Origin of the sequence: Pseudomonas sp. PDM02 (assembly GCF_014852285.1) — a bacterium.
Lineage (GTDB): Bacteria > Pseudomonadota > Gammaproteobacteria > Pseudomonadales > Pseudomonadaceae > Aquipseudomonas > Aquipseudomonas migulae.
The window spans coordinates 209,885-236,659 of sequence record NZ_JACVBL010000008.1; the positions used below are offsets into that span (position 1 = coordinate 209,885).

The window sequence follows — 26,775 nt, forward strand, 5'->3', positions numbered from 1 at the left end:
GGAGAGGATGCGATCGAAATTACTCTTCACGGGCCGTAGCCTCCGCACTGATAGGGCTGGCGTATTCGGCTTTCAGTCGGCCGTCCTGGTCGAGGAGCCAGGCGTCCATGACTTGACGCACCACAGGCGCGGCGACACCGGAACCGGACTCGCCGTTCTCGACCATCACCGACACCACGATTTTCGGGTCGTCGGCCGGCGCGAAGCCGACAAACAAGGCGTGGTCGCGATGACGTTCCTGAACCTTCGAGCGGTCGTACTTCTCGCCCTGCTTGATCGCGACCACCTGGGCGGTACCACTTTTGCCGGCGATCCGGTATTGCGCGCCGATCGAAGCCTTGCGCGCCGTACCGCGCGCACCGTGCATCACTTGCTGCATGCCGTGGTTGACCCGGGTCCAGTCGGACGGATCGCGCAGGATGATGTCCGGCATCGGATTGTCATCCTTCGGCCGCTCGCCTTCGACGGTCTTGGCCAGGTGCGGACGGTTCCACACACCTTTATTGGCCACCAGCGCCGTGGCCTGGGCCAGTTGCAGCGGCGTGGATTGCATGTAGCCCTGACCGATCCCGAGAATCAGCGTTTCACCCGGGAACCAGGCCTGGCGTCGGGTCGCGCGCTTCCACTCACGGGACGGCATCAGCCCCGGCGACTCTTCGAACATGTCCAGCGAGACCTTTTGGCCGATGCCGAACTTGCCCATGTAGGCCGACAAGCGATCAATCCCCAGCTTGTGGGCCAGGTCATAGAAGTAGGTGTCGTTGGACCGCATGATCGCCGTGTCCAGATCGACGTAGCCGTCACCGGTACGGTTCCAGTTGCGATACTTGTGATCGTAATTGGGCAGCATGTAGTAGCCGGGGTCGAAGACCCGGGTCGACGCGGTGACAACGCCCGAGTCCAGGCCCGCAATGGCCACCGCGGGCTTGATGGTCGAACCCGGTGGGTAAAGACCACGCAGCACGCGATTGAACAACGGCCGGTCGATGGAATCACGCAGTTCGGAATAAGCCTTGAAGCTGATGCCGGTCACAAACAGGTTCGGGTCGAAACTCGGCTGACTGACCATTGCCAGCACTTCGCCGGTTTTCGGGTCCAGCGCGACCACCGCACCACGGCGACCGCCGAGTGCCGCTTCGGCCGCTTCCTGCAACTTGATGTCCAGGCTCAGGACGATGTCCTTGCCGGGAATCGGATCGGTACGCTTGAGCACCCGCAAAACGCGGCCTCGTGCGTTGGTTTCGACTTCTTCGTAACCCACCTGGCCATGCAACTCGGGCTCGTAGAAACGCTCGATGCCGGTCTTGCCGATGTGGTGGGTGCCGCTGTAATTGACCGGATCGAGAGACTTCAGCTCTTTCTCGTTGATCCGCCCCATGTAACCCACCGAGTGCGCAAAGTGCGCGCCCTGCGGGTAATGCCGCACCAGCTGCGCAACCACTTCCACACCCGGGAGGCGGAACTGGTTCACGGCGATGCGGGCGATCTGCTCTTCGGTCAGCTCGAACAGGATCGGCACCGGCTCGAATGGCCGACGCCCCTGGCGCATGCGTTTCTCGAAGATCACCCGATCCTCGGGCGTCAGCTCCAGCACCTCGACGATCACGTCGAGCACTTGCTGCCAGTCGCCGGAACGCTCGCGGGTCATGCTCAGGCTGAAGCTGGGCCGGTTGTCGGCCACCACCACGCCATTGCGGTCGAAGATCAATCCGCGGGTCGGCGGAATCGGCTGCACATGGACGCGGTTGTTTTCCGACAGGGTCGAGTGGTACTCGTACTGGATCACCTGGAGGAAATACAGGCGAGCGATCAGCACGCCGATCAGCACCACCACTGCAATAGCCCCGAACACGACGCGGCCACGCACCAGACGGGCGTCTTTTTCGTGGTCCTTGATGCGGATCGGCTGGGACATGAGGCAGAACTACTTGTGGTAAGGGTGACCGGACAGAACTGTCCAGGCACGGTACAGCTGTTCGCCGATCAGAATCCGCACCAGCGGGTGCGGCAACGTCAACGGTGACAACGACCAGCGCTGATCGGCCCGCGCACAAACTTCCGGCGCCAGCCCTTCGGGGCCGCCGACCATGAAATTCACCGTGCGCGAGTCCAGCCGCCAGCGATCGAGCTCGACCGCCAACTGCTCGGTACTCCAGGGCTTGCCGTGGACTTCGAGGGTGACAACGCGCTCGTTCGGCCCGACCTTGGCCAGCATGGCTTCGCCTTCCTGACGGATGAAGCGTGCCACGTCGGCGTTCTTGCCACGGGTGTTGAGCGGTATTTCCACCAGTTCCAGCGCCAGCTCGGACGGAAGACGCTTGGCATATTCATGCCAGCCTTCTTCCACCCACTTGGGCATGCGTGAACCGACGGCGATCAGTCGCAGTCGCACAGCAATCCCTTACAGCTGGTCTTTGTTGAGCTTGGTGAAATGCTCGTGGGTGTTTTCCGGGCTGTGATGCGCAGCGCTGGCCGAACGGCTCTGCTCTGCACCGGCCCACAGGCGCTCCAGGTCGTAGAACTGGCGAGCCGAGGCGGTCATCATGTGCACGATGACATCGTCCATATCCAGCAGGACCCAGTCGCTGTCGCCCTTGCCTTCTTCACCCAAAGGCTTGACGCCCTGGGCTTTGACGGCTTCGCGGACCTTGTCCAGCATGGCGCCGATCTGGCGGTTGGACGTACCGGTAGCGATGATCATGAAGTCAGTGATGCTCTGCTTTTCACGAACGTCGATGACCTGGATGTCCTGGGCCTTCACGTCTTCCAGGGCTGCCACGGCAACCTTGACCAGCGCTTCGCCAGCCAGCTCAGGGCCGGTTGGCGCTTCTACTGGCAGCGGGGCGCTCTTGAATGTGCCTTTGCGCTTTACTTTAGCTACGTCTTTGTCAGTCATATAAAACTCGTTTTGCTCGTATGTTCGGGCGCTTCGCTACACGCATTCACGTGCCTTGAAGCGCACCCTTTTTCAGTTCGACGCACGGTAAAGTCCGTGCGCATCGATGTAGGCCAGGACCGCGTCGGGCACCAGGAAACGTACCGACTTACCGCTGGCCAGCAGTTGACGGATCTGGGTGGCGGATACCGCGAGCGGCGTCTGCCAGACGAATGCAATCTGTCCGCTCGGCCCTTTAAGGGCCAGCGGGTCGCTCACCGAGCGCGCTGCCAGCAGGTTGCGCAAGGCATCCGGCGGTTCGCTGTCGGCATCCGGGCGTTGCAGCACCAGGATGTGGCAATGCTGGAGCAACTCTTCCCAGCGGTGCCAAGTGGGCAGGCCGCAAAATGCGTCCCAGCCCAAAAGTAGAAAAACCTGGTCTTCAGCAGCCAGTTCGGCACGCATCAGTTCCAGGGTGTCGATGGTGTAGGACGGCTTGTCCCGCTGCAATTCGCGGGCGTCCACCACCAACGGCGCCACACCGGCCACCGCGCACTCGACCATCGCCAGACGGTCCTTCGCCGACACCTGCGGCGTACCGCGATGAGGCGGCCTGGCACTCGGTGTCAGGCGTAACTCGTCGAGCGCCAGCGACTCGGCAACTTCCAGCGCACCGCGCAAATGGCCGATGTGCACCGGGTCGAACGTCCCGCCCAGCATGCCGATACGTCGAGGCGCAGGTTCGCTGGTGGTTACCGGGGCCGACGGATTAAGGTCGCCCAAGTCAGACCGACGCCTGGCCGCGCAACTGGCCATCACCGACCACGATGTACTTCTCGCAGGTCAGACCTTCGAGACCCACCGGGCCGCGGGCGTGCAGCTTATCAGTAGAAATGCCAATCTCGGCACCCAATCCGTATTCGAAGCCATCAGCGAAGCAGGTCGGGGTGTTGATCATCACCGACGACGAATCGACTTCCGCGACGAAACGCCGGGTGTCTGCAAGGTTTTCGCTGACGATCGAATCGGTGTGATGGGAGCCGTACTTATTAATGTGCTCGATGGCCTGGTCCAGCCCGTCGACCACGCGGATCGAGAGGATCGGCGCCAGGTACTCGGTGTGCCAGTCTTCTTCAGTGGCCACTGCGGCCTCAATGATCGCCCGAGTGCGCTCGCACCCCCGCAGTTCAACGCCTTTTTCGCGGAACTGGGCAGCTATCGAAGGCAGGAAATCTTTGGCAACGGTTTGATCCACCAACAGCGTCTCCATCGCACCGCAAATGCCATAACGGTAAGTCTTGGCATTGAAGGCAATACGCTGGGCCTTCGGCAGATCGGCGTGGGCACTGACGTAAACGTGGCAGATACCGTCCAGATGCTTGATCACCGGCACACGCGCATCACGGCTGACGCGTTCGATCAGGCCACGGCCGCCACGGGGCACGATGACGTCGACGTATTCAGGCATGGTGATCAGCGCGCCAACGGCGGCACGGTCGGTGGTTTCGACTACTTGCACCACGGCGGCCGGCAGATCGGCTTCGGCCAGGCCGCGTTGAATGCAGGCGGCGATGGCACGGTTGGAATGAATCGCTTCGGAACCGCCGCGCAGGATGGTCGCGTTGCCGGACTTCAGGCACAGGCTGGCGGCGTCGATGGTCACGTTGGGCCGGGATTCGTAGATGATCCCGATGACGCCCAGCGGCACACGCATCTTGCCGACCTGAATCCCCGACGGACGGAAGCTCATGTCGCGAATGGCTCCGACCGGGTCCGGCAACGCTGCAACCTGGCGCAAACCGACGATCATGCCGTCGATACGCTCCGGGGTCAGCGCCAGACGTTCCAGCAGCGCAGGTTCCAGGCCATTGGCTCGACCAGCCGCCAGATCCAGCTCATTGGCGGCCGTCAGCTCGGCACGCGCGGCATCCAGCGCATTGGCAGCCGCCTGCAAGGCGCGGTTTTTCTGCGCGGTGCTGGCACGGCCGATGATGCGCGACGCTTCACGGGCGGCGCGACCCAGGCGGGTCATGTAGTCGAGAACGGACTCAGTCATTGTCTGCTGTGATCTTGGCAAAGATGAAAGCGGCAGATTATAGCTGTCGCGTCCCCTGACTAACAGCGGTGACGGGCGGATGGTCGAAATGGAGGGCAATTTGCCGACGTTCAGCCGTGATTAAGCTGCAAATTGTTATCATCACGACTCAATCAGCTTTGATAAATGCCGTTCATCATGTCCAACCTGACTGTTCGTGCGACCGCTGCGGGCCTGCCCACCGGGCTCCCGGACGCATTTTTCGACCGGGATGCGCAAACGCTGGCCCGGGATTTACTTGGCAAAGTCATCCGGCATCGGGTCGGTGAACTGTGGCTCAGCGCCCGGATCATCGAGACCGAAGCCTATTACTTCGAAGAAAAAGGCAGCCATGCCTCTCTCGGCTACACAGAAAAGCGTAAGGCTTTGTTTCTGGATGGCGGCCACATTTATATGTATTACGCCCGGGGCGGTGATTCCCTGAATTTCAGTGCTCAAGGTCCGGGCAATGCGGTTTTGATTAAGTCCGCTTATCCGTGGGTCGACGAGTTGAGCGGCCCGGCAAGCCTGGCGCAGATGCTGCTGAACAATCCCGACGCTCAGGGCCGCCCTCGCCCGTCGCAAAAACTCTGTGCCGGGCAAACGCTGTTGTGCAAGGCGCTGGGTTTGAAGGTGCCGGTATGGGACGCCAAGCGTTTTGATCATGAAGTGCTGCTGGTGGAGGATGTCGGCCCGGCGCCGGGTCACATCATTCAAACCACACGCCTGGGTATTCCCCATGGGCGCGATGAGCATCTGATGTACCGCTTCGTCGATGCAGCTTACGCGCCGTATTGCACGCGAAACCCGCTGCGACGGGGGCAGGTCGAAGGTCGCGATTATTTTTTGCTCACTTGAACAATGAAAATCCCTTGTAGGAGCAAGCTTGCTCGCGATAGCGGTCTGACAGTCGAAGCAGATGTTGCCTGACACTCCGCCATCGCGAGCAAGCTTGCTCCTACAGGGGTCTGTAGTGTTTTGAAGATTGCGTTCGGCCCTTGAGGCCAATTGATTATTCAATGGAGTTGTTTTTATGGGCCCATGGCTCGATAGCGTGACCGGATGGCTGACGGTCAACCCGCAATGGCTGGCTGCGGCGGTGTTCATCGTGGCCTTCGTGGAATGCCTGGCGATTGCCGGACTGATCGTACCCGGCACGGTGTTGCTGTTTGCCGTCGCCGTGCTGGCCGGCAGCGGTGCGCTGTCGTTGAGCGAAACCTTGCTGCTGGGATTCGTTGCCGGCGTGCTGGGCGATATCGTTTCCTACTTTGTTGGGCGACATTTCCATCAGAACATCCGGCGCCTGCCCGGCCTGCGCCATCACCCGGAGTGGATCGCCGGTGCCGAGGCTTACTTCCAGCGCTATGGCATCGCCAGCCTGCTGGTCGGACGATTCATCGGGCCACTAAGGCCGATGCTGCCGATGGTCGCCGGGATGTTCGACATGCCGTTCCCGCGCTTCGTCGCCGTCAGCCTGCTGGCCACTGCCGGCTGGAGCGTCGCCTACCTGCTGCCCGGCTGGGCCACGGGCGCGGCGATTCGCTTGCCATTACCGGAAGGTTTCTGGCCTGAGGCCGGGATCGTCGCCGGCAGCATCGCCGTGATGGTCGGCCTGAGCGCAACCAGCAGCCTGCGCCGTCATCGCAAGGCCACGATACTGATCGCCAGCATGAGCTTGTTGATTCTGGCCGGATTGTTTATCGGCTACCCGCACCTCACCGCTCTCGACCAGGGTTTGATGACGCTGGTGCAGGAACACCGCAGCCCGATGCTCGATGAAGTCGCCGTGACTTTCACCCTGATCGGCGAGTTCCGCAATATGCTGCTGTTCAGCGCCCTGCTCACCGTTTTGCTGCTGCTGACCCGGCAATGGCGACAGGCGATTTTCGCCGGCAGCACACTGCTCGTCACCGCACTCGGCAATACGCTCACCAAACACTTTTTCGCCCGGTTGCGCCCGGAAGTCCTGAGCGACCCGCTTACCAGCTACAGCATGCCCAGCGGCCATGCCTCGGGCTCTTTCGCGCTGTTTCTGACGCTCGCCGTGCTGGCCGGTCGCGGACAACCGCCAAGGATGCGCCTGACCTGGTTGCTGCTGGGTTGCCTGCCGGCGCTGGCGATTGCCTTGTCGCGCGTGTACCTGGGCGCGCACTGGCCAACGGATGTGCTGGCCGGCGCCATGCTGGCGGCGTGCGTGTGTGCGGCGAGCCTGGGGTTGAGTCAGCGCCAGACACCGCTCAACGCCATGCCACCCAAAGTCTGGTGGCTGGTGTTGCCGGCGATGGTGGTGTTATTCGGCTTCTTCGCGTTGCGGCATTTACCGCACGCAATGTTGCGGTATGCCTATTGATCGAACACAAAAAGCCCGAGCATTGCTCGGGCTTTTTTATCCAGCGAAATTGTTCAAGTACGTCGAGCTTCGCGTTTTTCGATCAGCGCATCCGCGGCATCGGCGGCAGCCTGAGCAGCGACTTCATAGTTGAATCGCTGTTGACTCTTCAGCACGACCAGCATGACCTCAACGGCGCATTGATCCCAGATAGCCTGTTTTTGTGTTGCGTCGGAATCCATTTACATCTTCCTTTTCAAATGTGAACCCACTTCCTGTGGGCAGACTTGAAACTATGCGTATCCGTTGCTTCCGACAATGCTGGCCTGAGGCCCAAACTGCTACCAAATGCGTTCATCAGCCCTTCGCTTTCAAGCGAACAACTCACCCTGCAATTCATCGAGCAGCGCCTGGATCGCATCCAGTCGTTGCTGCGGATCGTCGAGTTGCAGCAGGTCGATCTTGTCCACCTCGGCGAATGGCAGCAGGTACGCCAACTGATTGGCCAGCGACTGTTGCCCGGTCGCTTCGGTGCCCATGTTCAGCGCTTCGACCATCGGGTGTTCGGCCAGGGCCTTGAGCAGTGCGACGAGGTCGGCATCCTCATCCTGCAAGGGTTGCTCCGGTTCGTCTTCCAGCCACTCGACCTCGGCGACGGTCAACTGATCGCGCTGAACCTCGGTGCGCAACACGTGAAAACGCCGCCCGCCCTGCACCCGAATGCCCAGCAGGCCATTGTCCTGCTGCTTGAAATCGGTGATCAGCGCCTCACACCCGACCAGCGCATAACCTGACGGGGCGATGCCGACCTCTTCACCCTCAAGGATGCACACCACGCCGAAGCCGCCGCCCTGTTTCATGCAGCGACCAATCATGTCCAGGTAGCGCGCCTCGAAAATCTGCAAGTCGAGGATGCAGCCCGGAAACAGCACCGTATTCAGCGGGAAAAGCGGCAGGCTCATAGACATTTCCTTACACCACCATCGACACCGCCAACGGCAGGAACACCGCCGTGGCCACGCCCATCAGACTCATCGCCAGCGCCGCGAAGGCGCCGCATTCTTCACTTTCCTGCATCGCCACGGCCGTGCCCACCGCATGGGCGGTCATGCCCAGCGCCATGCCGCGCGCCTCGGGGCTGTGGACGCCGAGCCGGTTCAGCAGGCTCGGCCCAAAGATCGCCCCGATTACGCCGGTGATCAACACAAAAACCGCCGCCAGCGCCGCGACGCCGCCGATCTGTTCGGCCACCAGCATGGCGATCGGCGAGGTCACCGACTTCGGCGCCATGGTCATCAGGATCATGTGCTCTGCACCAAACGACCACCCCAGCAACACGCCCATGCCGGTGGCAATCACGCCACCTATCACCAGCGTAGTAAATATCGGCCAGAACAACTGCCGAATCCGCCGCAGGTTGAGGTAAAGCGGCACGGCCAGCGCAACGGTGGCCGGGCCGAGCAAAATACTGAGGATCTCGGTACTCTTGCGGTACTCGGCGTAGGTCAGGCCGCAGCCGACCAGCACGCCAATGACCAACAGCATGGAGACCAGCACCGGCTGCAGAAAAATCCAGCGGGTTTTCTCGAACGCCGCCAACACCAGCTGATAGGCGCCGAGGGTGATGCCGATGCCGAACAATGGATGATGAATCACCGACACCCAGGCGCCCTGCCAGTCGAAGATCATTGCGAGTCCTCGCGGTGCGCGTGGCGTTTGACCATGCGCTGCATCAGCACACCGGCGAACGCCATGGACAGCAGCAGCGACAACACCAGTGCGCCGACGATGGCCCAGAAGTCCGCTGCAATGTCCTTGGCGTAAACCATCACGCCCACGGCCGGCGGCACCAGCAGCAATGGCAGGTAACGCAGCAGGCTGCCGGCCGCCAGGCTCAACGGCTCGCCGACCTGGCCACGGCTGATCAGGAACACCAGCAGAAGCAGCAGGCCGATGATCGGCCCCGGCAGCACCGGCAAAAACAAATGGTTGATGGCGGTGCCCAGCAATTGGAACAACACCAGCCAGGTCAGGCCACGTAACAACATCCGTCCTCTCCCCCGAAAAATCGCGCCCGGCATTATAAGCATGCCAACGCTATAGACCGGCATTCGCCAAAAGCATGGTCAGTTGACCGGAGCAATTTGCCATGTTGATCTAAAGTGGTAATCCGGGAGGTCAAATCCCCCCACCTCAAAACTATAAAACCGATGAACCCAAGGAGAGTCTCAATGCCCTATGTTCCAGTTGCAGAGCTCAAAGATTATGTCGGCAAGGAACTTGGACGTTCCGAATGGCTAACTATCGATCAGGAGCGCATCAACCTGTTCGCCGAAGCCACTGGAGACTATCAGTTCATCCACGTCGACCCGGTCAAAGCCGCGCAAACGCCATTTGGCAGCACCATTGCCCACGGTTTCCTGTCGCTGTCGCTGATCCCGAAACTGATGGAAGACATCCTCATCCTGCCTGAAGGCTTGAAGATGGTGGTCAATTACGGCCTCGACAGCGTGCGGTTCATTCAGCCGGTCAAGGTCAATTCGAAAGTGCGCCTCAAGGTCGATCTGACCGAAGTCACCGAGAAGAAGCCCGGCCAATGGCTGCTCAAGGCCACCGCCACGCTCGAGATCGAAGGTTCGGAAAAACCGGCCTATATCGCCGAGCCACTGTCGCTCTGCTTCGTGTAAACGCTCCCGGATGCGAAGCAGCTCACGCTGTTTCGCGACCTCTCTCTATATCTCAGTCATAGAGCTGCGGCATACTCGGTCGCCTAATTGCCCGGATCCCGCTATGCGCTCACTTGCACTCATTGCCTTGACCCTGATGCTCACCGCTTGCGGCGACAGCGAATCGCTGTTGCCGCCCGATGCGCGCCTGCCGGACGGCGGCCGCTATCGCGGAGACCTGGTCAACGGATTGCTGCAAGGCCAGGGTCGCGTCGATTACCCGAACGGCAGCTGGTACGCCGGCAGTTTCGACAAGGGCCAGTGGCACGGCCAGGGCGAATGGCACGGCAGCAACGGCGAGCTGTATCGCGGCAATTTCAACCTGGGGCTGTTCGACGGCCAGGGCACGCTGACCACCAGCGGCAGCAGCTACACCGGCGGCTTCAAGGCGGGTCGGCGCGAAGGCGAAGGCACCCTCAAAGAAAACGGCATGACCTACCGCGGCGAATTCAAGGCCGATCAATATTCGGGGCTCGGCCGTCTGGAACTCGAAGACGGCAGCTCGTATCAAGGTCAGTTCGCCCACGGCAAACCCAACGGCGAAGGCCAGCGTGGCGACGCCAGCGGCAATCAGTTCACCGGGCATTTCAAGGACGGTCAGCTGGAAGGCAACGGGACATTCAACAGCGCTGAAGGCGACATTTACGTCGGCAGCTTCAAGAACAACCAACTGCACGGCAAGGGCCGCTACGAAAACGCCGACGGTGATGTCTGGCTCGGCCAGTTCAAGGAAGGTTCGCTGAATGGCAAAGGCGAGTTGATCGGCGCCGACGGCAGCCACTACATCGGCCAGTTCAGCGACTGGCGCTTCACCGGTCAGGGCCGACTGAACCTTTCAGATGGCAGCTTCTACATCGGCCAGTTCGACGGCGACAATTATCAGGGACGCGGCACGCTGGTGCTGACCGATGGCACCGTGCAGAGCGGCACGTGGGCCAATGGTCAGCGAGTACGCGATGCCGACGGCAAGCTGTTGCCCGACAGCCTTGAACTCGGCTTGCTGGCCCAGGGCCGCTTGCTCGAAGACGCGCTGGCCAATGTGCCGGCTTCGACCCCGGCGATCGAGTTGTACACCTTGACTGTCGGCGGTGACGGCAAGCAGAGCGTGTTCCTGCGTGAATCCGATTACGTCAGCAACATGCTCACCAGCCGTTTCGGTGCGTTTGGCCAGATCCGCCTGGTGAACCATCGCGACCACCTCGTCGACCGGCCGATGGCCACCCGGGAAAACCTGCGCCGTGCGGCGCTGACGCTGGCCGAGCGCAGCGGCCCGGAAGACCTGATCTTCATCTACCTGACCAGCCACGGCACCAGCGAGCACGAACTGGTGCTCGACCAGCCACGCATGGAGCTGTCCGACCTGCCGGCCAACGAACTCGGCGCCGTGCTCGCCCCGCTGAAAAACCGCGACAAGATCATCGTGATTTCGTCTTGCTACTCCGGTGGTTTCATCCCCGCCCTCAAGGACGAACGTACCCTGATCATGACCGCGTCGCGCGCCGACCGCGTGTCCTTCGGGTGCTCGGAAGAAGCCAACTTCACCTACTTCGGCGACGCGCTGTTCGCCCAGGCCCTGAACCAGACCGACGACCTGGAACAAGCCTTCAAGCTGGCCAAGGCCTCCGTGGCCGAGCGTGAACTGGCGGACAGTTTCGAAGCCTCTGAACCGCAAATCTGGGCGCCGAAAACCGTTCTCTCCCATTGGCAGCTGTTACGTAAACAGCAGGCACGAAAAGCGCTACAAAGTGTCTCTATCGACAGCAAGGACGCAAAGAGCAACTAAGCTGATCAGTATCAAGGGGGACATATTATGTACTTGACGCCTCAGCACGTATTGCTTGCCGGAGCTACCGGGTTAACCGGTGAACACTTGCTTGATCGCCTGCTCAACGAGCCTACGATCACGCGCGTATTGGCCCCCTCACGCCGGCCGCTGGCCGAGCATCCGCATCTGGAAAACCCGGTCGGCGACCCGGCGATGTTCCTGCCGCAACTTAGCGGTCGCGTCGACATCGCCTACTGCTGCCTCGGCACCACGATCAAACAGGCCGGCTCGGAAGCGGCGTTCCGCGCGGTCGACCTCGACATGGTAGTGGCCTTCGCCAAACGGGCGCGGGAAATGGGTGCGCGACACTTGATCGTTATCAGCGCCCTGGGGGCCGATCGCAGATCCTCGGTTTTCTACAACCGGGTCAAAGGCGAGATGGAGTACGCATTGCGCGCACAAAACTGGCCACAGCTGACCATTTGTCGACCTTCGGTGTTGCTGGGTGAGCGCCTCGAACCGCGCCTGGCCGAGCAGGTCGCCGGTCCGTTGTCCCGCTTGATCCCCGGCAAATACCGTGGCATCGAAGCTTGCCAACTGGCCAGGGCGATGTGGCGACTGGCGCTGGAAGAACAGGATGGGATACGGATTGTCGAGTCGGATGAGTTGAGGAAGCTAGGCAAGTAATTCTTTGTCGTTTGAGCGGACGCCTTCGCGGGCAAGCCTCGCTCCTACAGGGTCAATGGTGAACCTGTAGGAGCGAGCGGTGCGGCGGTCCGACTTGCCCGCGAAGGCCGCAACACCGATCTAACGCCGAACGCTACAACCCACCCGTCGCCTGAAAACTCACGCCGATCACCGTCAACACCGACAACGGCAACAGCAGCGTATCAAGCAACGCGCTGGCCGGCAGATCGACACCCGGATAGCTCGGCGCCTCAGCCCCAAAACGATCCATCGCACAGCAACCGCCATTCAGGGCGTACAAGTCCAGGCGCGTCCCCGCATACACCACCGGTGCCCCCGGTTTGGCAGCATCCAGCGTGCGTGCCGTGGCGCGCCCCGCCAGTTGCAGCGCCAGCACAATCGTCAGCAGCTTATTCATCGCTGGTCAGATGGTGTTCGCCCCAACGCGGCAGCATGTCTTGTGGAATGTTCAGCAGGTTGAGAATCCGCGCCACCACGAAATCGATCAGATCATCGATGGTCTGCGGCTGATGATAGAAGCCCGGCGACGCCGGCAAAATGGTCACGCCCATGTTCGACAACTTGAGCATGTGCTCCAGATGAATGCTCGAATACGGCGCTTCACGCGGCACCAGAATCAGCTGGCGACGCTCCTTCAGCGTGACATCGGCGGCTCGCTCGATCAGGTTGTTACAGGCACCGGTGGCAATGGCCGACAGCGTACCGGTCGAACACGGCACGACCACCATCGCCGACGGCGCACCGGAGCCCGAGGCCACCGGCGACATCCAGTCTTCCTTGCCGTACACCCGAATCTGCCCGGCGGCAGCGCCGGTGTACTCGGTGAGGAAGGCCTGCATCATTTGGGTTTTCGGCGGCAGCGTGACGTCAGTCTCGGTGGCCATCACCAGTTGCGCAGCCTTGGAAATCAGGAAGTGCACCTCGCGGTCTTCGCGGATCAGGCAGTCCAGCAGGCGCAAACCGTACTGGGCGCCCGAAGCGCCGGTCATCGCCAGCGTGATGCGTTCCGGGCCGTTGTTCATTGCAGCGCCTCGGCGAGTTTACCGTGCAGGCCGCCGAAGCCGCCGTTGCTCATGATCACCACGTGAGTGCCGGGCTGCGCCTGGCTCTTCACACGGTCGATGATGCCTTCCAGTGATTCGCTGACAATCGACGGCACACTGCACAGCGCGGCGGTCGCGCCCAAATCCCAACCGAGGTTGGCCGGTGCGTACCAGATCACCTGATCGGCATCGACCACGCTTTCCGGCAAACCGTCGCGGTGCGCGCCAAGTTTCATGGAGTTGGAGCGCGGCTCGATGATGGCGATCAGCGGCGCGTCGCCGATGCGTTTGCGCAGACCGTCGAGGGTCGTGGCGATGGCCGTCGGGTGATGGGCAAAATCGTCATAGATGGTAATGCCGCGGACCTCGGCGACCTTTTCCATCCGGCGCTTCACGCTTTTGAACGCGCTCAGCGCGGCAATGCCCATCGACGGCACAACACCGACATGCCGCGCGGCTGCCAGGGTGGCCAGTGCGTTGGCAACGTTATGCTGGCCGGTCATGTCCCACTCGACCACGCCTTGAGCGACGCCTTCGAACATCACTTCGAATTTCGAACCGTCTTCGCTCAGCAGTTTGACCTGCCACTGACCACCGGCGCCGGTGGTTTGCACCGGGGTCCAGCAGCCCATCTCGATCACGCGCTGCAATGCCGGCTCGGTGGTCGGATGGATCACCAGGCCTTCGCTCGGGATGGTCCGCACCAAATGGTGGAACTGCCGCTCGATGGCCGGCAGATCGGGGAAGATGTCAGCGTGATCGAACTCCAGGTTGTTCAGGATCGCCGTGCGCGGGCGGTAGTGAACGAACTTGGAGCGCTTGTCGAAGAATGCACTGTCGTACTCGTCGGCTTCGATCACGAAGAACGGCGTGCCGCCCAGACGCGCCGACACCGAGAAATTCTGCGGCACGCCGCCGATCAGGAAACCGGGGCTCATGCCCGCGTGTTCCAGCACCCAGGCCAGCATGCTGCTGGTGGTGGTCTTGCCGTGCGTACCGGCGACGGCCAGCACCCAGCGGCCTTGCAACACGTGATCGGCCAGCCATTGCGGACCGGAGACGTATGGCAGGCCTTTGTTCAGTACGTATTCAACAGCCGGGTTACCGCGGGACATGGCGTTGCCGATGACCACCAGATCCGGCGCCGGATCGAGCTGGGCGGGATCATAACCTTGGGTCAGTTCAATGCCCTGCGCCTCGAGCTGAGTGCTCATCGGCGGATAGACGTTGGCATCGGAGCCGGTCACATGATGGCCCAGCTCTTTGGCCAGAACCGCCATCGAACCCATGAAAGTGCCGCAGATACCAAGAATATGAATGTGCATTAGTCGACCTCGTAAAACATGGCCGCAGGTTAGCGTAGGGAGGCGAAAATCGCACCTTGTGTTTGTAGGAGCGAGCGGTGCGGCGACCCGACTTGCCCGCGAATGCCATCACACGGTTCACCTGATGCACCGCGTTATCGTTCTTCGCGGGCAAGCCTCGCTCCTACGCCTATCGTGCGATGCCGTGTTTACGCAGCTTTCTATAGAGGGTGTTACGGCTGACACCCAACTGCTCGGCGGTATGGGTCATGTGCCAACGGGTTTGCTCCAGCGCATTCAGCAACGCCAGGCGCTCGGCATCATCCAGCGGATGTTCGCAAGGCGGTTCGACGGCAACAACCGGCACCGGCCTGGCCTGTCGAATCATCGCCGGCAAATCCTCCAGCCCGATCCGCCCGCCATCACACAACGCCGCCAAGGTGCGCAGCACGTTGCGCAGTTGCCGCACGTTCCCGGGCCAGGCGAAACCCAGCAACGCCTGGCGTGCGGGCTCATCAATCAGCACCGTCTCCCCGCCCGCCTCTTCCGCCAGCAGGAAGTCGAGCAACTGCGATTTGTCACTGCGTTCGCGCAACGCCGGCAACGCAATCTCCAACCCATTGAGCCGGTAATACAAATCCTCGCGGAAGCTACCGTCCTGCACCCGTTCCAGAAGATTACGGTGAGTCGCGCTGATGATCCGCACGTTGACCGCTTCCGGCTCGCCGCCAATCGGCACCACTTGCCGATCTTCCAGCACTCTTAATAGCCGGGTCTGCAACGCCAGCGGCATGTCGCCGATTTCATCGAGGAACAAGGTCCCGCCGTCCGCCTGCTGCAACTTGCCGCGCATGCCTTCCTTGCGTGCGCCGGTAAAGCTGCCGCCGCGATAGCCGAACAACTCGCTCTCGATCAGGCTTTCCGGGATGGCCGCGCAGTTGAGCGCGACGAAGGCTTTTTCGGCCCGCTGACTGGCCTGATGCACCGCTTTGGCGAAGGCCTCCTTGCCGGACCCGGTTTCGCCGTTGATCAACAGCGGCACATCCCGTTCGAACACGCGCAGGGATTTGCGGAAGTCTTCCTGCAAACCCGCATCGCCCAGACAAATGCCCGACAGGCGCGCAGGTTCGGCAACGACCCGACTGGTCACTACCGGCACCGGAATGCTGCGCGGCTGACCGCGCAACACGGCAAACAGGCCGCGCCCGTCACGTGCGCGCAACGGCCAACTGGCGCTGGCATTCACACTCGCGCGGCCCAGCAACTCATCCAGCGAGCAATCGAAAAACGCCTCGACCGGTTTGCCCAGCAGCCCGCCACGACTATGCCCCAGCAGGTTCAGCGCGCTCTGATTGACCGCGCTGATCCGACCCTCGCCGTCGAACGCCAGCAGCCCTTCGCTGAACAGCCCGACGGATTCCGCCTGCAGGTGAAAGCGCAGCAACCATTGATTGTCGAAGTAACGCAGGAAATAGCAGCTCTCGATCATCTTCGCCGACAGATTGACCAAGGCCATGGTGTGGAACTGACTTTGCCGTGACACCTCGTGCCGCGCCGAGGACACGTCGAGCACCGCCAGCAGTTCGCCATGCGGATCGAACACCGGGCTCGCCGAGCAAGTCAGGCCAGTGTGACGACCACGAAAATGTTCGTCCTGGTGAATGGTCAGCGACTGACGCTCCACCAGGCAGGTGCCGATGCCGTTGGTGCCTTCGCAGGCTTCGCTCCAGTCGGCACCGAGCCAGAGGCCGGCGCGTTCGAAAATCTTCCGCTCGGCGGGTGCCGTCACACAATTGAGGATCACCCCGCGCGCATCCGTCAGCAGCACCGCATGGCCGGCGCCGGACAGCTGCTGATGAAGACTGCTCATTTCGTTGCCGGCGATGTGCAGCACTTGCTGCAAGCGTTCGCGGCTTTCGAGGACACGACCGTGCTCCAGCACCGTCGGCGCCATGGTCAGGGCCGGGTCGAGGTGATAGTCCTCAAGACAACGCAGCCAGGAACGGGCAATGGACGGATCGCTGCCGGGACCGTGCAGGTGGGATTTCCCCTGGGTCACGGTCAGCACTTGCTGGGCATGGCGACTCAAATGGTTGTCGTGCATTTCTTATTATTCTCCCCGGGGCTCGGTGACCCGTACTGAGGTGATGCCCGAGCATCCTCCAGCCTAGCCCGCATTGCAATGCTGGCAAGACCGGTCAGTCACAAGCTGTGCCACAAGCGGTACAAACTGTCACTGGGACTGTACCGATTCCGTCACGGGCGCCGCCCGCCTGTCCGACAAAAACTACGCAAGGCCTTGATTTGCTTGACCTGCAGGGCAGTGGCCCGACCTTTGCTCTACGCTTATAGCAAGCGCACATGCGCCTCTCTAATAAGTACAAAAGCCAAGGAGAAAACACCATGCGTTACGCTCACCCCGGTACTGAAGGCGCTATCGTTTCGTTCAAAGCCAAATACGGTAACTACATCGGCGGCGAGTTCGTCGCGCCTGTCAAAGGTCAGTACTTCACCAATACCTCGCCAGTGAATGGCCAACCGATTGCCGAATTCCCGCGCTCCACGGCCGAAGACATCGACAAAGCCCTGGACGCTGCCCACGCCGCTGCCGATGCCTGGGGCGCCACGTCCGCCCAGGCGCGCTCGCTGGTGCTGCTGAAAATCGCCGACCGCATCGAGCAGAACCTGGAACTGCTGGCGATCACCGAATCCTGGGACAACGGCAAAGCCGTTCGCGAAACCCTCAACGCCGACATCCCGCTGGCCGCCGACCACTTCCGTTACTTCGCCGGTTGCATACGTGCGCAGGAAGGCAGCGCTGCCGAGATCGACGGCAACACCGTGGCCTATCACATCCATGAACCGCTGGGCGTGGTCGGGCAGATCATCCCGTGGAACTTCCCGATCCTGATGGCCGCGTGGAAACTCGCCCCGGCGCTGGCGGCGGGTAACTGCGTGGTGCTCAAGCCAGCAGAACAAACGCCGCTGGGCATTACCGTGCTGGTAGAGCTGATTGGCGACCTGCTGCCACCGGGCGTGCTCAACATTGTGCAAGGTTTCGGCAAAGAAGCCGGCGAAGCGCTCGCCACCAGCAAACGCATCGCCAAGATCGCCTTCACTGGCTCGACCCCGGTCGGCTCGCACATCATGAAATGCGCTGCCGAAAACATCATCCCGTCCACCGTGGAGCTGGGTGGCAAATCGCCGAACATCTTCTTCGAAGACATCATGAAAGCCGAACCGTCCTTCATCGAGAAAGCTGCTGAAGGCCTGGTGCTGGCATTCTTCAACCAGGGCGAAGTCTGCACCTGCCCGTCCCGCGCGCTGGTTCAGGAATCGATCTACGACGACTTCATGAAAGAGGTGATGAAAAAAGTCCTGTCGATCAAACGCGGCGACCCGCTGGACACCGACACCATGGTCGGCGCCCAGGCGTCCGAGCAGCAATTCGACAAAATCCTTTCGTACCTGGAAATCGCCAAGGGCGAAGGCGCCGAGCTGCTGACCGGCGGCAAGGTGGAAAAACTCGAGGGCAGTCTGGCGACGGGTTATTACATCCAGCCGACCCTGCTCAAGGGCACCAACAAAATGCGTGTGTTCCAGGAAGAAATCTTTGGCCCGGTGGTGAGCATCACCACGTTCAAGGACGAAGCCGAAGCCCTGGCCATCGCCAACGACACCGAGTTCGGCCTCGGCGCCGGCCTCTGGACCCGCGACATCAACCGCGCCTATCGCATGGGCCGCGCCATCAAGGCCGGTCGCGTGTGGACCAACTGCTATCACCTGTACCCGGCGCACGCCGCGTTCGGTGGCTACAAAAAGTCCGGCGTCGGTCGTGAAACCCACAAAATGATGCTCGATCACTATCAGCAGACCAAAAACCTGCTGGTGAGCTACGACATCAATCCGTTGGGCTTCTTCTAACCCCGCGCGATACCGCGTAACGGTCTTCGCGAGCAAGCTTCGCTCCTACAGGATCACGCCGTACCTGTAGGAGCGAGGCTTGCCCGCGAAGGCATCCTCAAACACACCACAAATCACTGCCCTACCGCTCTGGCACGGGCTTTGCGTGCCCGCTCCACACCAAAAACCAGTTTCCGAAAGTCCAACAGATCAAACAATAAAAAAGACAGCGAGGACTTATGACTTCTTCCACACAGCTCAAACCCACACTCGGCACCCTGCACTTATGGGGCATTGCCGTCGGCCTGGTGATTTCCGGCGAGTACTTCGGCTGGAGTTATGGCTGGGGCACCGCAGGCACTCTGGGTTTCCTCGTCACCGCCCTGATGGTGGCGACGATGTACACCTGCTTCATCTTCAGTTTCACTGAATTGACCACCGCCATTCCCCACGCTGGCGGGCCCTTTGCCTACAGCCGACGGGCTTTCGGCGAGAAAGGCGGCTTGATTGCCGGCATTGCCACGCTGATTGAATTCGTCTTTGCGCCGCCAGCCATTGCCATGGCCATTGGCGCTTATCTGAACGTTCAATACCCGGAACTTGACCCCAAGATTGCCGCCGTTGGCGCCTATTTTGTGTTCATGACGCTCAACATCCTCGGCGTCAGCATCGCCGCCACGTTTGAACTGGTGGTGACCGTGCTCGCCGTCGCCGAGTTGCTGGTGTTCATGGGCGTGGTCGCACCGGGCTTCAGCTTCAGCAACTTCGTGCTCAACGGCTGGTCGGGTTCAAACGAGTTCACCATCGCCTCAATCCCCGGCATCTTTGCGGCGATCCCGTTTGCGATCTGGTTTTTCCTCGCGATTGAAGGTGCGGCGATGGCGGCTGAAGAAGCCAAAGACCCGAAACGCACGATTCCCAAGGCGTACGTCAGCGGCATTCTGACGTTGGTGTTCCTCGCGATCGGCGTGATGGTGATGGCCGGCGGCGTGGGCGACTGGCGTCAATTGTCGAACATCAACGACCCGCTGCCTCAGGCGATGAAAGCCGTGGTCGGCAACAATTCGACCTGGATGCACATGCTGGTCTGGATCGGCCTGTTCGGGCTGGTGGCGAGTTTCCACGGGATCATTCTCGGCTACTCGCGTCAGTTCTTCGCCCTGGCCCGGGCCGGCTACCTGCCACGTTCGCTGGCCAAACTGTCGCGTTTCCAGACCCCGCACCGGGCCATTCTGGCCGGCGGCGTGATCGGCATCGCGGCAATCTACAGCGACGGCCTGGTCAACCTGCAAGGCATGACGCTGACGGCAGCGATGATCACCATGTCGGTATTCGGTGCCATCGTGATGTACATCATCAGTATGCTGAGCCTGTTCAAGCTGCGTAAGACCGAGCCGAACCTGGAACGCAGCTTCCGCGCGCCGGGTTACCCGATCGTACCGGGGATTGCGCTGTTCCTGGCCGTGGTGTGCCTGGTGGCGATGGCGTGGTTCAACCCGCTGATCGGCTGTGTGTTCCTCGGTTTCATGGCGGCCGGGTATTTGTATTTCCAACTGACCGCCAAGCAGCGCTTCGATGCGCCGGCGGATGCGATGCTCGAAGGCGCCTGAACTGCACCGGCGCCGGGCGCACGCCCTGTTTGAGTGCGCCCGTTTCCTGTAGGAGCGAGGCTTGCCCGCGAATGCGGTGTGTCATTTGCATAGATGCTGACTGACCCACCGCATTCGCGGGCAAGTCGGATCGCCGCACCGCTCGCTCCTACAGGATTAGCGGCGCTGTTACGTTTTTCATAGAACCAGGAGGACACCGTGGCCACATTTGCCCATTCCATCGGCGCCCAGACCTACCGCTTCGCCAGCCTCAAAGAGGTCATGGCCAAGGCCAGCCCGGCGCGCTCCGGGGATTTCCTGGCCGGCGTCGCCGCCCTTAACGATGGCGAGCGCGTCGCCGCGCAAATGGCCCTGGCTGACATCCCGCTGACTCACTTCCTGCAGGAAGTGCTGATTCCTTACGAGGCCGATGAAGTCACCCGACTGATCATCGACACTCACGACAAACAAGCCTTCGCCGTGGTCAGCCATCTCACCGTTGGCGGGTTTCGCGACTGGCTGCTCAGCGATGCCGCCGACGAACAGAGCCTGCGCGCCCTCGCACCAGGCCTGACGCCGGAAATGGCCGCGGCCGTGTCAAAAATCATGCGCGTGCAGGACCTGGTGCTGGTCGCACAGAAAATCCGCGTGATCACGCACTTTCGCGGCACCATGGGCCTGCGGGGACGCTTATCCACCCGCCTGCAACCCAACCACCCCACCGACGAACCGGCCGGTATCGCCGCGAGCATTCTCGACGGCCTGCTGTACGGCAACGGCGACGCGATGATCGGTATCAACCCGGCCACCGACAGCATTGCCTCGATTTGCGCGATGCTGGAAATGCTCGACGCGATCATCCAGCGCTACGAAATTCCTACACAAGCCTGCGTGCTGACCCACGTCACCACGTCAATCGAAGCGATCAATCGCGGCGTTCCGCTGGACCTGGTGTTCCAGTCGATCGCCGGCACCGAAGCGGCCAATGCCAGCTTCGGCATCAACCTGAACGTGTTGCAGGAAGGTTACGACGCCGGTTTGAGCCTGAATCGCGGCACGCTTGGGCAAAACCTGATGTATTTCGAGACCGGCCAGGGTAGCGCGCTGTCGGCCAACGCCCACCACGGCATCGATCAACAAACCTGCGAAACCCGCGCCTACGCAGTTGCCCGACATTTCAAACCGTTCTTGGTGAACACCGTCGTAGGATTTATCGGCCCGGAATACCTCTACAACGGCAAACAGATCATCCGTGCAGGCCTGGAAGACCACTTCTGCGGCAAATTGCTGGGCGTGCCGATGGGCTGCGACATCTGTTACACCAACCACGCCGAAGCCGACCAGGACGACATGGACACCCTGCTGACCCTGCTGGGCGTGGCCGGGATCAACTTCATCATGGGCATCCCCGGTTCCGACGACATCATGCTCAACTACCAGACCACTTCGTTCCACGACGCGCTCTACGCCCGACAAACCCTGGGCTTGAAACCGGCGCCGGAGTTCGAACAGTGGCTGGCAAAAATGGGCATTTTCACTCAGGCCGATGGCAAGATTCATTTCGGCGAGCGCCTGCCGCCAGCCTTCCGCCAGGCGATGGGGCAACTGGGATGAGTGTCGAGATGGATAAACCGCCTGTTGATTCAGATAATCCTTTGCTGGAACTGCGGCGCCTGACCCCGGCACGGATTGCCCTGGGCCGCACCGGCACCAGCATGCCGACCAGCGCACAGCTGGATTTCCAGTACGCCCACGCCCAGGCTCGGGACGCGGTGCACCTGCCCTTCGACCATGCCGGGCTCAGCGCGCAATTGGCTGAATGCGGATACGAAAGTGTGCTCCTGCACAGCGCCGCCACAAACCGCGACAGTTATTTGCAGCGCCCTGACTTGGGGCGGAAATTGAGCGATGAGTCCGCGCAAACCCTGCGCAACCATGCTTCAGCCTATCCCGGCGGCGTCGATCTGGTGATTGTCGTGGCCGATGGTTTGTCGGCACTGGCTGTGCACCGCCACACCGTGCCCTTCCTTTCGCGCATGCGAGAGCAGATCGAAGTCGATGGCTGGACGGTTTCACCGGTGATTCTGGTAGAACAAGGCCGGGTTGCGATAAGCGACGAAATCGGCGAATTGCTGGGCGCAAAAATGGTGGTAATCCTGATTGGCGAACGCCCTGGCCTCAGCTCGCCAGACAGTCTGGGATTATATTTCACCTACAATCCAAAGGTCGGTCTGACGGATGCTTACCGCAACTGCATCTCCAATGTGCGACTGGAAGGCTTGAGTTATGGCATGGCGGCACACCGCTTGCTTTATCTGATGCGCGAAGCCTGTCGGCGGCAGTTGTCGGGGGTCAACCTGAAGGACGAAGCGCAGCTTCAGACGCTGGAGTCGGACGCAGGAGCGGACATGAAAGGTAATTTCCTACTGGGCCTGCCGGATGCCTGAACCGTTTCCGCATTGCGTTTCTGATTCAATTTCAGGCAGGATCGAAACACGGCTGCCCGAGTGAAGAACCGTTCGCCGTCAGAGCATGTGAAGACAGCCACTTGAAGACGAGACCTATCGATGCGGATTATTCAAGCGACCCTTGAACACCTGGACCTGCTGACCCCGTTGTTCGTCAAATATCGCGAGTTTTATGGTTCCCTGCCGTATCCGGACTCGTCCCGGGCGTTCCTCGAGAAACGCCTGCGCCGCAAGGAATCGGTGATCTACCTGGCCCTGGCCGATGACGACGACAAGAAGCTGATGGGTTTCTGTCAGCTGTACCCGAGCTTTTCGTCGCTTTCACTTAAACGCGTGTGGATCCTCAACGACATTTATGTCGCCGAAGACGCCCGCCGGCAGTTAGTGGCTGACAACCTGATGCGCACCGCGAAAAAAATGGCCAAGGAAACCAATGCCGTGCGCATGCGCGTTTCCACCAGCAGCGACAACAAAATCGCACAGAAAACCTACGAATCCATCGGATTCAAGGAAGACACAGAGTTCAAAAACTACGTGTTGCCGATCAGCGACGAGCTTTGATCCGCACCGAGCCCTCGTAGGAGCGAAGCTTGCTCGCGAAAGCGGTATGTCATTCAGCATATCCGCCGGATGCTCGACCGCTTTCGCGAGCAATCGAGCGTCGACCGGCTGCTCCTACAAAAAAAAGCAGACCGCGCCGCCGGTCTTGCGCGACACTCCTCGCTACAAACTCGACGCGCTTTTCACTTCTCAGCCCGTATAATGCCGACCTTTCCGGCTTGTAAGAAAAACTACACCCGTCTGTAGCCTTACGCGAAGTCATCCGCACAGGCCTGCCGAGTCGGGCCGTCACCACAGGTGCCTCCATGGATTTCAACCCGCTCGACCTTATCCTGCATCTCGATGTTTACCTCGACTTGCTGGTAAACAACTACGGGCCATGGATCTACGCCATCCTGTTTCTGGTGATCTTCTGCGAGACCGGCCTGGTGGTGATGCCTTTCCTGCCGGGCGATTCCCTTCTTTTCATCGCCGGCGCCGTGGCGGCCGGTGGCGGCATGGACCCGGTATTGCTCGGTGGCCTGCTGATGCTAGCGGCGATCCTCGGGGACAGCACCAACTACATCATCGGACGAACGGCGGGCGAGCGACTGTTCAGCAACCCGAACTCGAAAATTTTCCGCCGCGATTACCTGCAACAAACCCACGACTTCTATGACAAGCACGGCGGCAAAACCGTGACCCTGGCGCGCTTCCTGCCGATCATCCGCACCTTTGCACCGTTCGTCGCCGGCGTGGCGAAAATGCCTTACCCGCGTTTCTTCTTTTTCAGCGTCATCGGCACCATCCTCTGGGTGGGCGGTCTGGTGACCCTCGGTTACTTCTTCGGCAACGTACCGTTCATCAAGAAAAACCTCTCGCTGCTGGTAGTGGGCATCATTCTGCTGTCACTGGTGCCGATGATCATCGGTGTGATTCGCAGCCGCTTCGGCAGCGCCGCGTCCAAAGCCGAACCACACTGAACGATGTGGTCGCTCAGCGCCTGGCGTCGCCGGCGCATCCTGGCCAGGCACCCGATTGCCGACGATATGTGGCAGCGGGTGCGCCATCACCTGAGTTTCCTCGACGGCATCAGCGCGGCTGAAGACCAGTGGTTGCGCGAAGCCTGCGTACTGTTTCTCGACGACAAACACCTGACCGCCCTGCCCGGTGTCGAACTCCACCAGGAGCAGCGTTTACTGCTCGCCGCCCAGGCGCAATTACCGTTGCTGAAGCTGGGCGATCTGAACTGGTATCAGGGTTTTCACGAAATCGTCCTCTACCCCGACGACTTCCTCAGCCCGCAGCGCCATCGCGACGCCAGTGGCGTTGAACACGAGTGGGACGGCGAACACAGCGGCGAAGCCTGGCAGCAAGGCCCGATCATCCTGGCCTGGCCCGGCGTGATGGCCAGTGGTGGCTGGGAAGGCTACAACCTGGTGATCCACGAACTCGCGCACAAGCTCGACATGCTCAACGGCGACGCCAACGGCCTGCCACCGCTGCACGCCGACATGCGCGTCAGCGACTGGGCCAGGGTCATGCAAGAGGCCTACGACGACCTCGACCTGCAACTGGAACGCAACCCGGACGCCGAAACCGCCATCGACCCCTACGCCGCGGAAAACCCCGCCGAGTTCTTCGCGGTCACCAGCGAATACTTCTTCAGCGCCCCGGATTTGCTGCATGAGGCTTATCCACAGGTCTACGAACAGTTGAGTCTGTTTTACCGACAGGATCCACTGGCGCGTCTGCGGCAACTTCTGGCCGAGAACCCTGTCTATCAGGCACACGACTAAGGTCTACACGACCTCTGATCCGTAGCGTGATCGGCGGAATATGCCTATAATCGCCGCCACTTTTTGGTCAATCCGGCCAAGTGTTTTTGGTCAACTAACGGGGGCACCGCCCAATGAGCTACAGCAAGATTCCGGCTGGCAAAGACCTGCCGAACGACATCTACGTCGCTATCGAGATTCCGGCCAACCACGCGCCGATCAAATACGAAATCGACAAAGACAGCGATTGCCTGTTCGTTGACCGTTTCATGGCCACCCCGATGTTCTACCCGGCCAACTACGGTTACATCCCGAACACCCTGGCTGACGACGGTGATCCCCTCGACGTGCTGGTCGTGACCCCTTACCCGGTTGCTCCAGGCTCCGTGATCCGCGCTCGTCCGGTCGGCATCCTGAACATGACCGACGACGGCGGCGGCGATGCCAAAGTCATCGCAGTCCCACACGACAAGCTGTCCCAGCTGTACGTCGACGTGAAGGAATACACCGACCTGCCAGCCCTGCTGATTCAGCAGATCGAGCACTTCTTCGCGAACTACAAAGATCTCGAAAAAGGCAAATGGGTGAAAATCGAAGGCTGGGCCGGTGCAGACGCCGCCCGCGAAGCGATCACCAAGTCGGTTGCTGCCTATAAAGGCTGAGACGCCACTGGCCTTGCGCCACTGACGACATGAAAAAACCCCGGTTTATCCGGGGTTTTTTGTGCGCGCAGAAAAGCTTTTAAACGTGTCGTTTAACCATCCGGTGAATCGGTTTTTTCTTGTTTAATTTTTACTCGATACGTCTTACATCCGGTCTTAAATTTCCCTCGTATTTTGAACGGTTCGTTTATTCAAAGCCTCGCCATACGCCCGTAAACTCGTGCCTATGAAGAAAAAAAACACTAGCGGTCCACGGTTTAAAGCGCTCCTCAAAGTAGCGAACATCACGACGACCGGATTCGCCGAATACCTCGGCACGGCGCCGCAAAACGTCCACAACTGGTACACCCGCGGTGTGCCCGATCACTGCATGGAAGCCGTCGCCAGAAAACTCTCGGTCAACAGCGAGTGGCTCAAATATCTCGAAGGCCCGAAAGACGCCAAACACCTGCGTCTGGTCAGCGACACTGGCAACACCTTCGACGCCCAGGCCCTCCGCGGCATCTACACCGTCATCGAACCCACCGATGTCGAATTGCACTTTTACAAAGAAGCGCCCATCGCTCCCGGCTCCAGCAAAACCCACGTGATCGAGGACACCAGCCACCCCATCCGCCTACCCCGCAGCCACCTCGACTCCCTGGAAATCAACCATGCGGATGCCATCTGCGCCTACATGATCGGCAACAGCATGGCCGAGAAAATTGAAGACGGCTCAACCATCGCCATCGATCGCGGCCTGACCCAGATTGTCGATGGAGAAATTTATGCGATCGAACACGACGGGATGCTGCGCATCAAGTACCTGCACCGAATGCCGGGCAATGGATTGCGAATGCGCAGCCACAACAGCGCCGAGTACCCGGATGAGACTTTCAGGGCCGCGCAAATCGAAGAGCAGAACATCCGGGTGTTGGGTTGGGTGTTTTGGTGGTCGACGCTGAATAAGCGTCGCCCGCCCATTCCGTTCCTGTAACACCGCGCCGCCCCCTTCGCGAGCAAGCCCGCTCC

The 26,775-nt window shown here is 60.7% G+C and carries 27 protein-coding genes; 14 read left to right on the plus strand and 13 right to left on the minus strand.

From position 1 onward, the window contains the following. Nucleotides 1-19 precede the first annotated feature (19 nt). From mrdA to IB245_RS16100, 5 genes are all read right to left on the minus strand, one after another. Complete coding sequence (gene mrdA / locus IB245_RS16080) at nucleotides 20-1,915, minus strand: penicillin-binding protein 2 (RefSeq protein WP_008035095.1); 1,896 nt, start codon at nucleotides 1,913-1,915, stop codon at nucleotides 20-22. A 9-nt stretch (nucleotides 1,916-1,924) separates the two neighbouring features. Continuing rightward, a complete protein-coding gene (gene rlmH, locus IB245_RS16085; RefSeq protein ID WP_007937439.1) occupies nucleotides 1,925-2,392 on the minus strand; it encodes a 23S rRNA (pseudouridine(1915)-N(3))-methyltransferase RlmH in 468 nt (155 codons plus the stop codon). 9 nt (nucleotides 2,393-2,401) lie between these two features. After that, on the minus strand, nucleotides 2,402-2,896 hold the full coding sequence (gene rsfS / locus IB245_RS16090) for a ribosome silencing factor (RefSeq protein WP_008035092.1): 495 nt from the start codon (nucleotides 2,894-2,896) through the stop codon (nucleotides 2,402-2,404). A 72-nt stretch (nucleotides 2,897-2,968) separates the two neighbouring features. Next, nucleotides 2,969-3,658 (minus strand): nicotinate-nucleotide adenylyltransferase, encoded by a 690-nt coding sequence (gene nadD, locus IB245_RS16095; RefSeq protein WP_263864901.1) that lies wholly within the window; start codon nucleotides 3,656-3,658, stop codon nucleotides 2,969-2,971. Nucleotide 3,659: 1 nt separating this feature from the next. Continuing rightward, entirely contained in the window at nucleotides 3,660-4,931 is a 1,272-nt protein-coding gene (locus IB245_RS16100; RefSeq protein WP_192228053.1) for a glutamate-5-semialdehyde dehydrogenase, read from the minus strand. 177 nt (nucleotides 4,932-5,108) lie between these two features. On the opposite strand from IB245_RS16100, the gene IB245_RS16105 reads away from it, so the two are divergent. After that, nucleotides 5,109-5,807 (plus strand): DNA-3-methyladenine glycosylase, encoded by a 699-nt coding sequence (locus IB245_RS16105; protein WP_032832881.1) that lies wholly within the window; start codon nucleotides 5,109-5,111, stop codon nucleotides 5,805-5,807. Nucleotides 5,808-5,982: 175 nt separating this feature from the next. After that, nucleotides 5,983-7,299 (plus strand): bifunctional DedA family/phosphatase PAP2 family protein, encoded by a 1,317-nt coding sequence (locus tag IB245_RS16110; protein ID WP_192228054.1) that lies wholly within the window; start codon nucleotides 5,983-5,985, stop codon nucleotides 7,297-7,299. Between the two features lie 53 nt (nucleotides 7,300-7,352). On the opposite strand, the gene IB245_RS16115 is transcribed toward IB245_RS16110, so the two are convergent. From IB245_RS16115 to IB245_RS16130, 4 genes are all read right to left on the minus strand, one after another. Beyond that, a complete protein-coding gene (locus IB245_RS16115; RefSeq protein ID WP_008044534.1) occupies nucleotides 7,353-7,520 on the minus strand; it encodes a hypothetical protein in 168 nt (55 codons plus the stop codon). Nucleotides 7,521-7,649: 129 nt separating this feature from the next. Next, nucleotides 7,650-8,240 carry an LON peptidase substrate-binding domain-containing protein gene (locus IB245_RS16120; protein ID WP_008035081.1) on the minus strand — a complete coding sequence of 197 codons (591 nt, stop codon included), beginning with the start codon at nucleotides 8,238-8,240 and terminating at the stop codon, nucleotides 7,650-7,652. A 10-nt stretch (nucleotides 8,241-8,250) separates the two neighbouring features. Then, nucleotides 8,251-8,967 (minus strand): LrgB family protein, encoded by a 717-nt coding sequence (locus tag IB245_RS16125; RefSeq protein ID WP_008035079.1) that lies wholly within the window; start codon nucleotides 8,965-8,967, stop codon nucleotides 8,251-8,253. Continuing rightward, nucleotides 8,964-9,326, minus strand: a complete 363-nt coding sequence (locus IB245_RS16130; protein WP_008044533.1) for a CidA/LrgA family protein — start codon at nucleotides 9,324-9,326, stop codon at nucleotides 8,964-8,966. The genes IB245_RS16125 and IB245_RS16130 overlap by 4 nt, the downstream gene beginning before the upstream one ends. A gap of 183 nt (nucleotides 9,327-9,509) precedes the next feature. On the opposite strand from IB245_RS16130, the gene IB245_RS16135 reads away from it, so the two are divergent. The 3 genes from IB245_RS16135 (at nucleotide 9,510) to IB245_RS16145 (ending at nucleotide 12,456) form a co-directional block, all read left to right on the plus strand. Then, complete coding sequence (locus tag IB245_RS16135) at nucleotides 9,510-9,965, plus strand: MaoC family dehydratase (protein WP_017341009.1); 456 nt, start codon at nucleotides 9,510-9,512, stop codon at nucleotides 9,963-9,965. A gap of 103 nt (nucleotides 9,966-10,068) precedes the next feature. Next, nucleotides 10,069-11,787, plus strand: a complete 1,719-nt coding sequence (locus IB245_RS16140; protein WP_192228055.1) for a C13 family peptidase — start codon at nucleotides 10,069-10,071, stop codon at nucleotides 11,785-11,787. 27 nt (nucleotides 11,788-11,814) lie between these two features. Further along, entirely contained in the window at nucleotides 11,815-12,456 is a 642-nt protein-coding gene (locus IB245_RS16145; protein WP_008042977.1) for an oxidoreductase, read from the plus strand. Nucleotides 12,457-12,589: 133 nt separating this feature from the next. Here IB245_RS16145 and IB245_RS16150 read toward each other — a convergent pair whose 3' ends face one another. The 4 genes from IB245_RS16150 to IB245_RS16165 form a co-directional block, all read right to left on the minus strand. Continuing rightward, a complete protein-coding gene (locus IB245_RS16150) occupies nucleotides 12,590-12,874 on the minus strand; it encodes a YceK/YidQ family lipoprotein (protein WP_192228056.1) in 285 nt (94 codons plus the stop codon). Next, nucleotides 12,867-13,499 (minus strand): flavin prenyltransferase UbiX, encoded by a 633-nt coding sequence (gene ubiX / locus IB245_RS16155; protein ID WP_008035761.1) that lies wholly within the window; start codon nucleotides 13,497-13,499, stop codon nucleotides 12,867-12,869. The genes IB245_RS16150 and ubiX overlap by 8 nt, the downstream gene beginning before the upstream one ends. Beyond that, nucleotides 13,496-14,845, minus strand: a complete 1,350-nt coding sequence (gene mpl / locus IB245_RS16160) for a UDP-N-acetylmuramate:L-alanyl-gamma-D-glutamyl-meso-diaminopimelate ligase (protein WP_192228057.1) — start codon at nucleotides 14,843-14,845, stop codon at nucleotides 13,496-13,498. Before mpl ends, ubiX begins: the two co-directional genes overlap by 4 nt. Before the next feature lie 169 nt (nucleotides 14,846-15,014). After that, nucleotides 15,015-16,928 (minus strand): sigma-54-dependent Fis family transcriptional regulator, encoded by a 1,914-nt coding sequence (locus tag IB245_RS16165; protein WP_008042979.1) that lies wholly within the window; start codon nucleotides 16,926-16,928, stop codon nucleotides 15,015-15,017. Nucleotides 16,929-17,227: 299 nt separating this feature from the next. On the opposite strand from IB245_RS16165, the gene IB245_RS16170 reads away from it, so the two are divergent. From IB245_RS16170 to IB245_RS16210, 9 genes are all read left to right on the plus strand, one after another. Next, nucleotides 17,228-18,748: an aldehyde dehydrogenase family protein gene (locus IB245_RS16170; protein WP_008035766.1), complete on the plus strand. Its 1,521-nt coding sequence runs from the start codon at nucleotides 17,228-17,230 to the stop codon at nucleotides 18,746-18,748. A 218-nt stretch (nucleotides 18,749-18,966) separates the two neighbouring features. Then, on the plus strand, nucleotides 18,967-20,337 hold the full coding sequence (gene eat, locus IB245_RS16175) for an ethanolamine permease (protein WP_008035770.1): 1,371 nt from the start codon (nucleotides 18,967-18,969) through the stop codon (nucleotides 20,335-20,337). Between the two features lie 198 nt (nucleotides 20,338-20,535). Further along, nucleotides 20,536-21,930, plus strand: a complete 1,395-nt coding sequence (locus IB245_RS16180; protein ID WP_192228058.1) for an ethanolamine ammonia-lyase subunit EutB — start codon at nucleotides 20,536-20,538, stop codon at nucleotides 21,928-21,930. Nucleotides 21,931-21,938: 8 nt separating this feature from the next. Beyond that, nucleotides 21,939-22,763 (plus strand): ethanolamine ammonia-lyase subunit EutC, encoded by an 825-nt coding sequence (gene eutC / locus IB245_RS16185; RefSeq protein ID WP_192228059.1) that lies wholly within the window; start codon nucleotides 21,939-21,941, stop codon nucleotides 22,761-22,763. Between the two features lie 120 nt (nucleotides 22,764-22,883). Then, nucleotides 22,884-23,345 (plus strand): GNAT family N-acetyltransferase, encoded by a 462-nt coding sequence (locus IB245_RS16190; protein WP_008042983.1) that lies wholly within the window; start codon nucleotides 22,884-22,886, stop codon nucleotides 23,343-23,345. Between the two features lie 305 nt (nucleotides 23,346-23,650). Further along, nucleotides 23,651-24,307, plus strand: a complete 657-nt coding sequence (locus tag IB245_RS16195; RefSeq protein ID WP_192228060.1) for a DedA family protein — start codon at nucleotides 23,651-23,653, stop codon at nucleotides 24,305-24,307. Nucleotides 24,308-24,310: 3 nt separating this feature from the next. Beyond that, nucleotides 24,311-25,123: a zinc-dependent peptidase gene (locus IB245_RS16200; protein ID WP_192228061.1), complete on the plus strand. Its 813-nt coding sequence runs from the start codon at nucleotides 24,311-24,313 to the stop codon at nucleotides 25,121-25,123. Nucleotides 25,124-25,236: 113 nt separating this feature from the next. After that, nucleotides 25,237-25,764: an inorganic diphosphatase gene (gene ppa / locus IB245_RS16205; RefSeq protein ID WP_007990564.1), complete on the plus strand. Its 528-nt coding sequence runs from the start codon at nucleotides 25,237-25,239 to the stop codon at nucleotides 25,762-25,764. 226 nt (nucleotides 25,765-25,990) lie between these two features. Further along, on the plus strand, nucleotides 25,991-26,740 hold the full coding sequence (locus IB245_RS16210; RefSeq protein ID WP_008042988.1) for a S24 family peptidase: 750 nt from the start codon (nucleotides 25,991-25,993) through the stop codon (nucleotides 26,738-26,740). Nucleotides 26,741-26,775: the final 35 nt, after the last annotated feature.

Bases quoted from the DNA above. Each gene is read 5' to 3' on its own strand.
- IB245_RS16115 (WP_008044534.1), bottom strand. From the start codon at position 7,520: ATGGATTCCGACGCAACACAAAAACAGGCTATCTGGGATCAATGCGCC.
- IB245_RS16150 (WP_192228056.1), bottom strand. From the start codon at position 12,874: ATGAATAAGCTGCTGACGATTGTGCTGGCGCTGCAACTGGCGGGGCGC.
- IB245_RS16170 (WP_008035766.1), top strand. From the start codon at position 17,228: ATGCGTTACGCTCACCCCGGTACTGAAGGCGCTATCGTTTCGTTCAAA.
- IB245_RS16120 (WP_008035081.1), bottom strand. From the start codon at position 8,240: ATGAGCCTGCCGCTTTTCCCGCTGAATACGGTGCTGTTTCCGGGCTGC.
- IB245_RS16100 (WP_192228053.1), bottom strand. From the start codon at position 4,931: ATGACTGAGTCCGTTCTCGACTACATGACCCGCCTGGGTCGCGCCGCC.
- IB245_RS16145 (WP_008042977.1), top strand. From the start codon at position 11,815: ATGTACTTGACGCCTCAGCACGTATTGCTTGCCGGAGCTACCGGGTTA.
- IB245_RS16110 (WP_192228054.1), top strand. From the start codon at position 5,983: ATGGGCCCATGGCTCGATAGCGTGACCGGATGGCTGACGGTCAACCCG.
- IB245_RS16165 (WP_008042979.1), bottom strand. From the start codon at position 16,928: ATGCACGACAACCATTTGAGTCGCCATGCCCAGCAAGTGCTGACCGTG.
- IB245_RS16190 (WP_008042983.1), top strand. From the start codon at position 22,884: ATGCGGATTATTCAAGCGACCCTTGAACACCTGGACCTGCTGACCCCG.
- IB245_RS16105 (WP_032832881.1), top strand. From the start codon at position 5,109: ATGTCCAACCTGACTGTTCGTGCGACCGCTGCGGGCCTGCCCACCGGG.
- IB245_RS16200 (WP_192228061.1), top strand. From the start codon at position 24,311: ATGTGGTCGCTCAGCGCCTGGCGTCGCCGGCGCATCCTGGCCAGGCAC.
- ppa (WP_007990564.1), top strand. From the start codon at position 25,237: ATGAGCTACAGCAAGATTCCGGCTGGCAAAGACCTGCCGAACGACATC.
- eat (WP_008035770.1), top strand. From the start codon at position 18,967: ATGACTTCTTCCACACAGCTCAAACCCACACTCGGCACCCTGCACTTA.
- mpl (WP_192228057.1), bottom strand. From the start codon at position 14,845: ATGCACATTCATATTCTTGGTATCTGCGGCACTTTCATGGGTTCGATG.
- eutC (WP_192228059.1), top strand. From the start codon at position 21,939: ATGGATAAACCGCCTGTTGATTCAGATAATCCTTTGCTGGAACTGCGG.
- IB245_RS16195 (WP_192228060.1), top strand. From the start codon at position 23,651: ATGGATTTCAACCCGCTCGACCTTATCCTGCATCTCGATGTTTACCTC.
- rsfS (WP_008035092.1), bottom strand. From the start codon at position 2,896: ATGACTGACAAAGACGTAGCTAAAGTAAAGCGCAAAGGCACATTCAAG.
- ubiX (WP_008035761.1), bottom strand. From the start codon at position 13,499: ATGAACAACGGCCCGGAACGCATCACGCTGGCGATGACCGGCGCTTCG.
- IB245_RS16125 (WP_008035079.1), bottom strand. From the start codon at position 8,967: ATGATCTTCGACTGGCAGGGCGCCTGGGTGTCGGTGATTCATCATCCA.
- IB245_RS16210 (WP_008042988.1), top strand. From the start codon at position 25,991: ATGAAGAAAAAAAACACTAGCGGTCCACGGTTTAAAGCGCTCCTCAAA.
- mrdA (WP_008035095.1), bottom strand. From the start codon at position 1,915: ATGTCCCAGCCGATCCGCATCAAGGACCACGAAAAAGACGCCCGTCTG.
- IB245_RS16140 (WP_192228055.1), top strand. From the start codon at position 10,069: ATGCGCTCACTTGCACTCATTGCCTTGACCCTGATGCTCACCGCTTGC.
- IB245_RS16135 (WP_017341009.1), top strand. From the start codon at position 9,510: ATGCCCTATGTTCCAGTTGCAGAGCTCAAAGATTATGTCGGCAAGGAA.
- IB245_RS16130 (WP_008044533.1), bottom strand. From the start codon at position 9,326: ATGTTGTTACGTGGCCTGACCTGGCTGGTGTTGTTCCAATTGCTGGGC.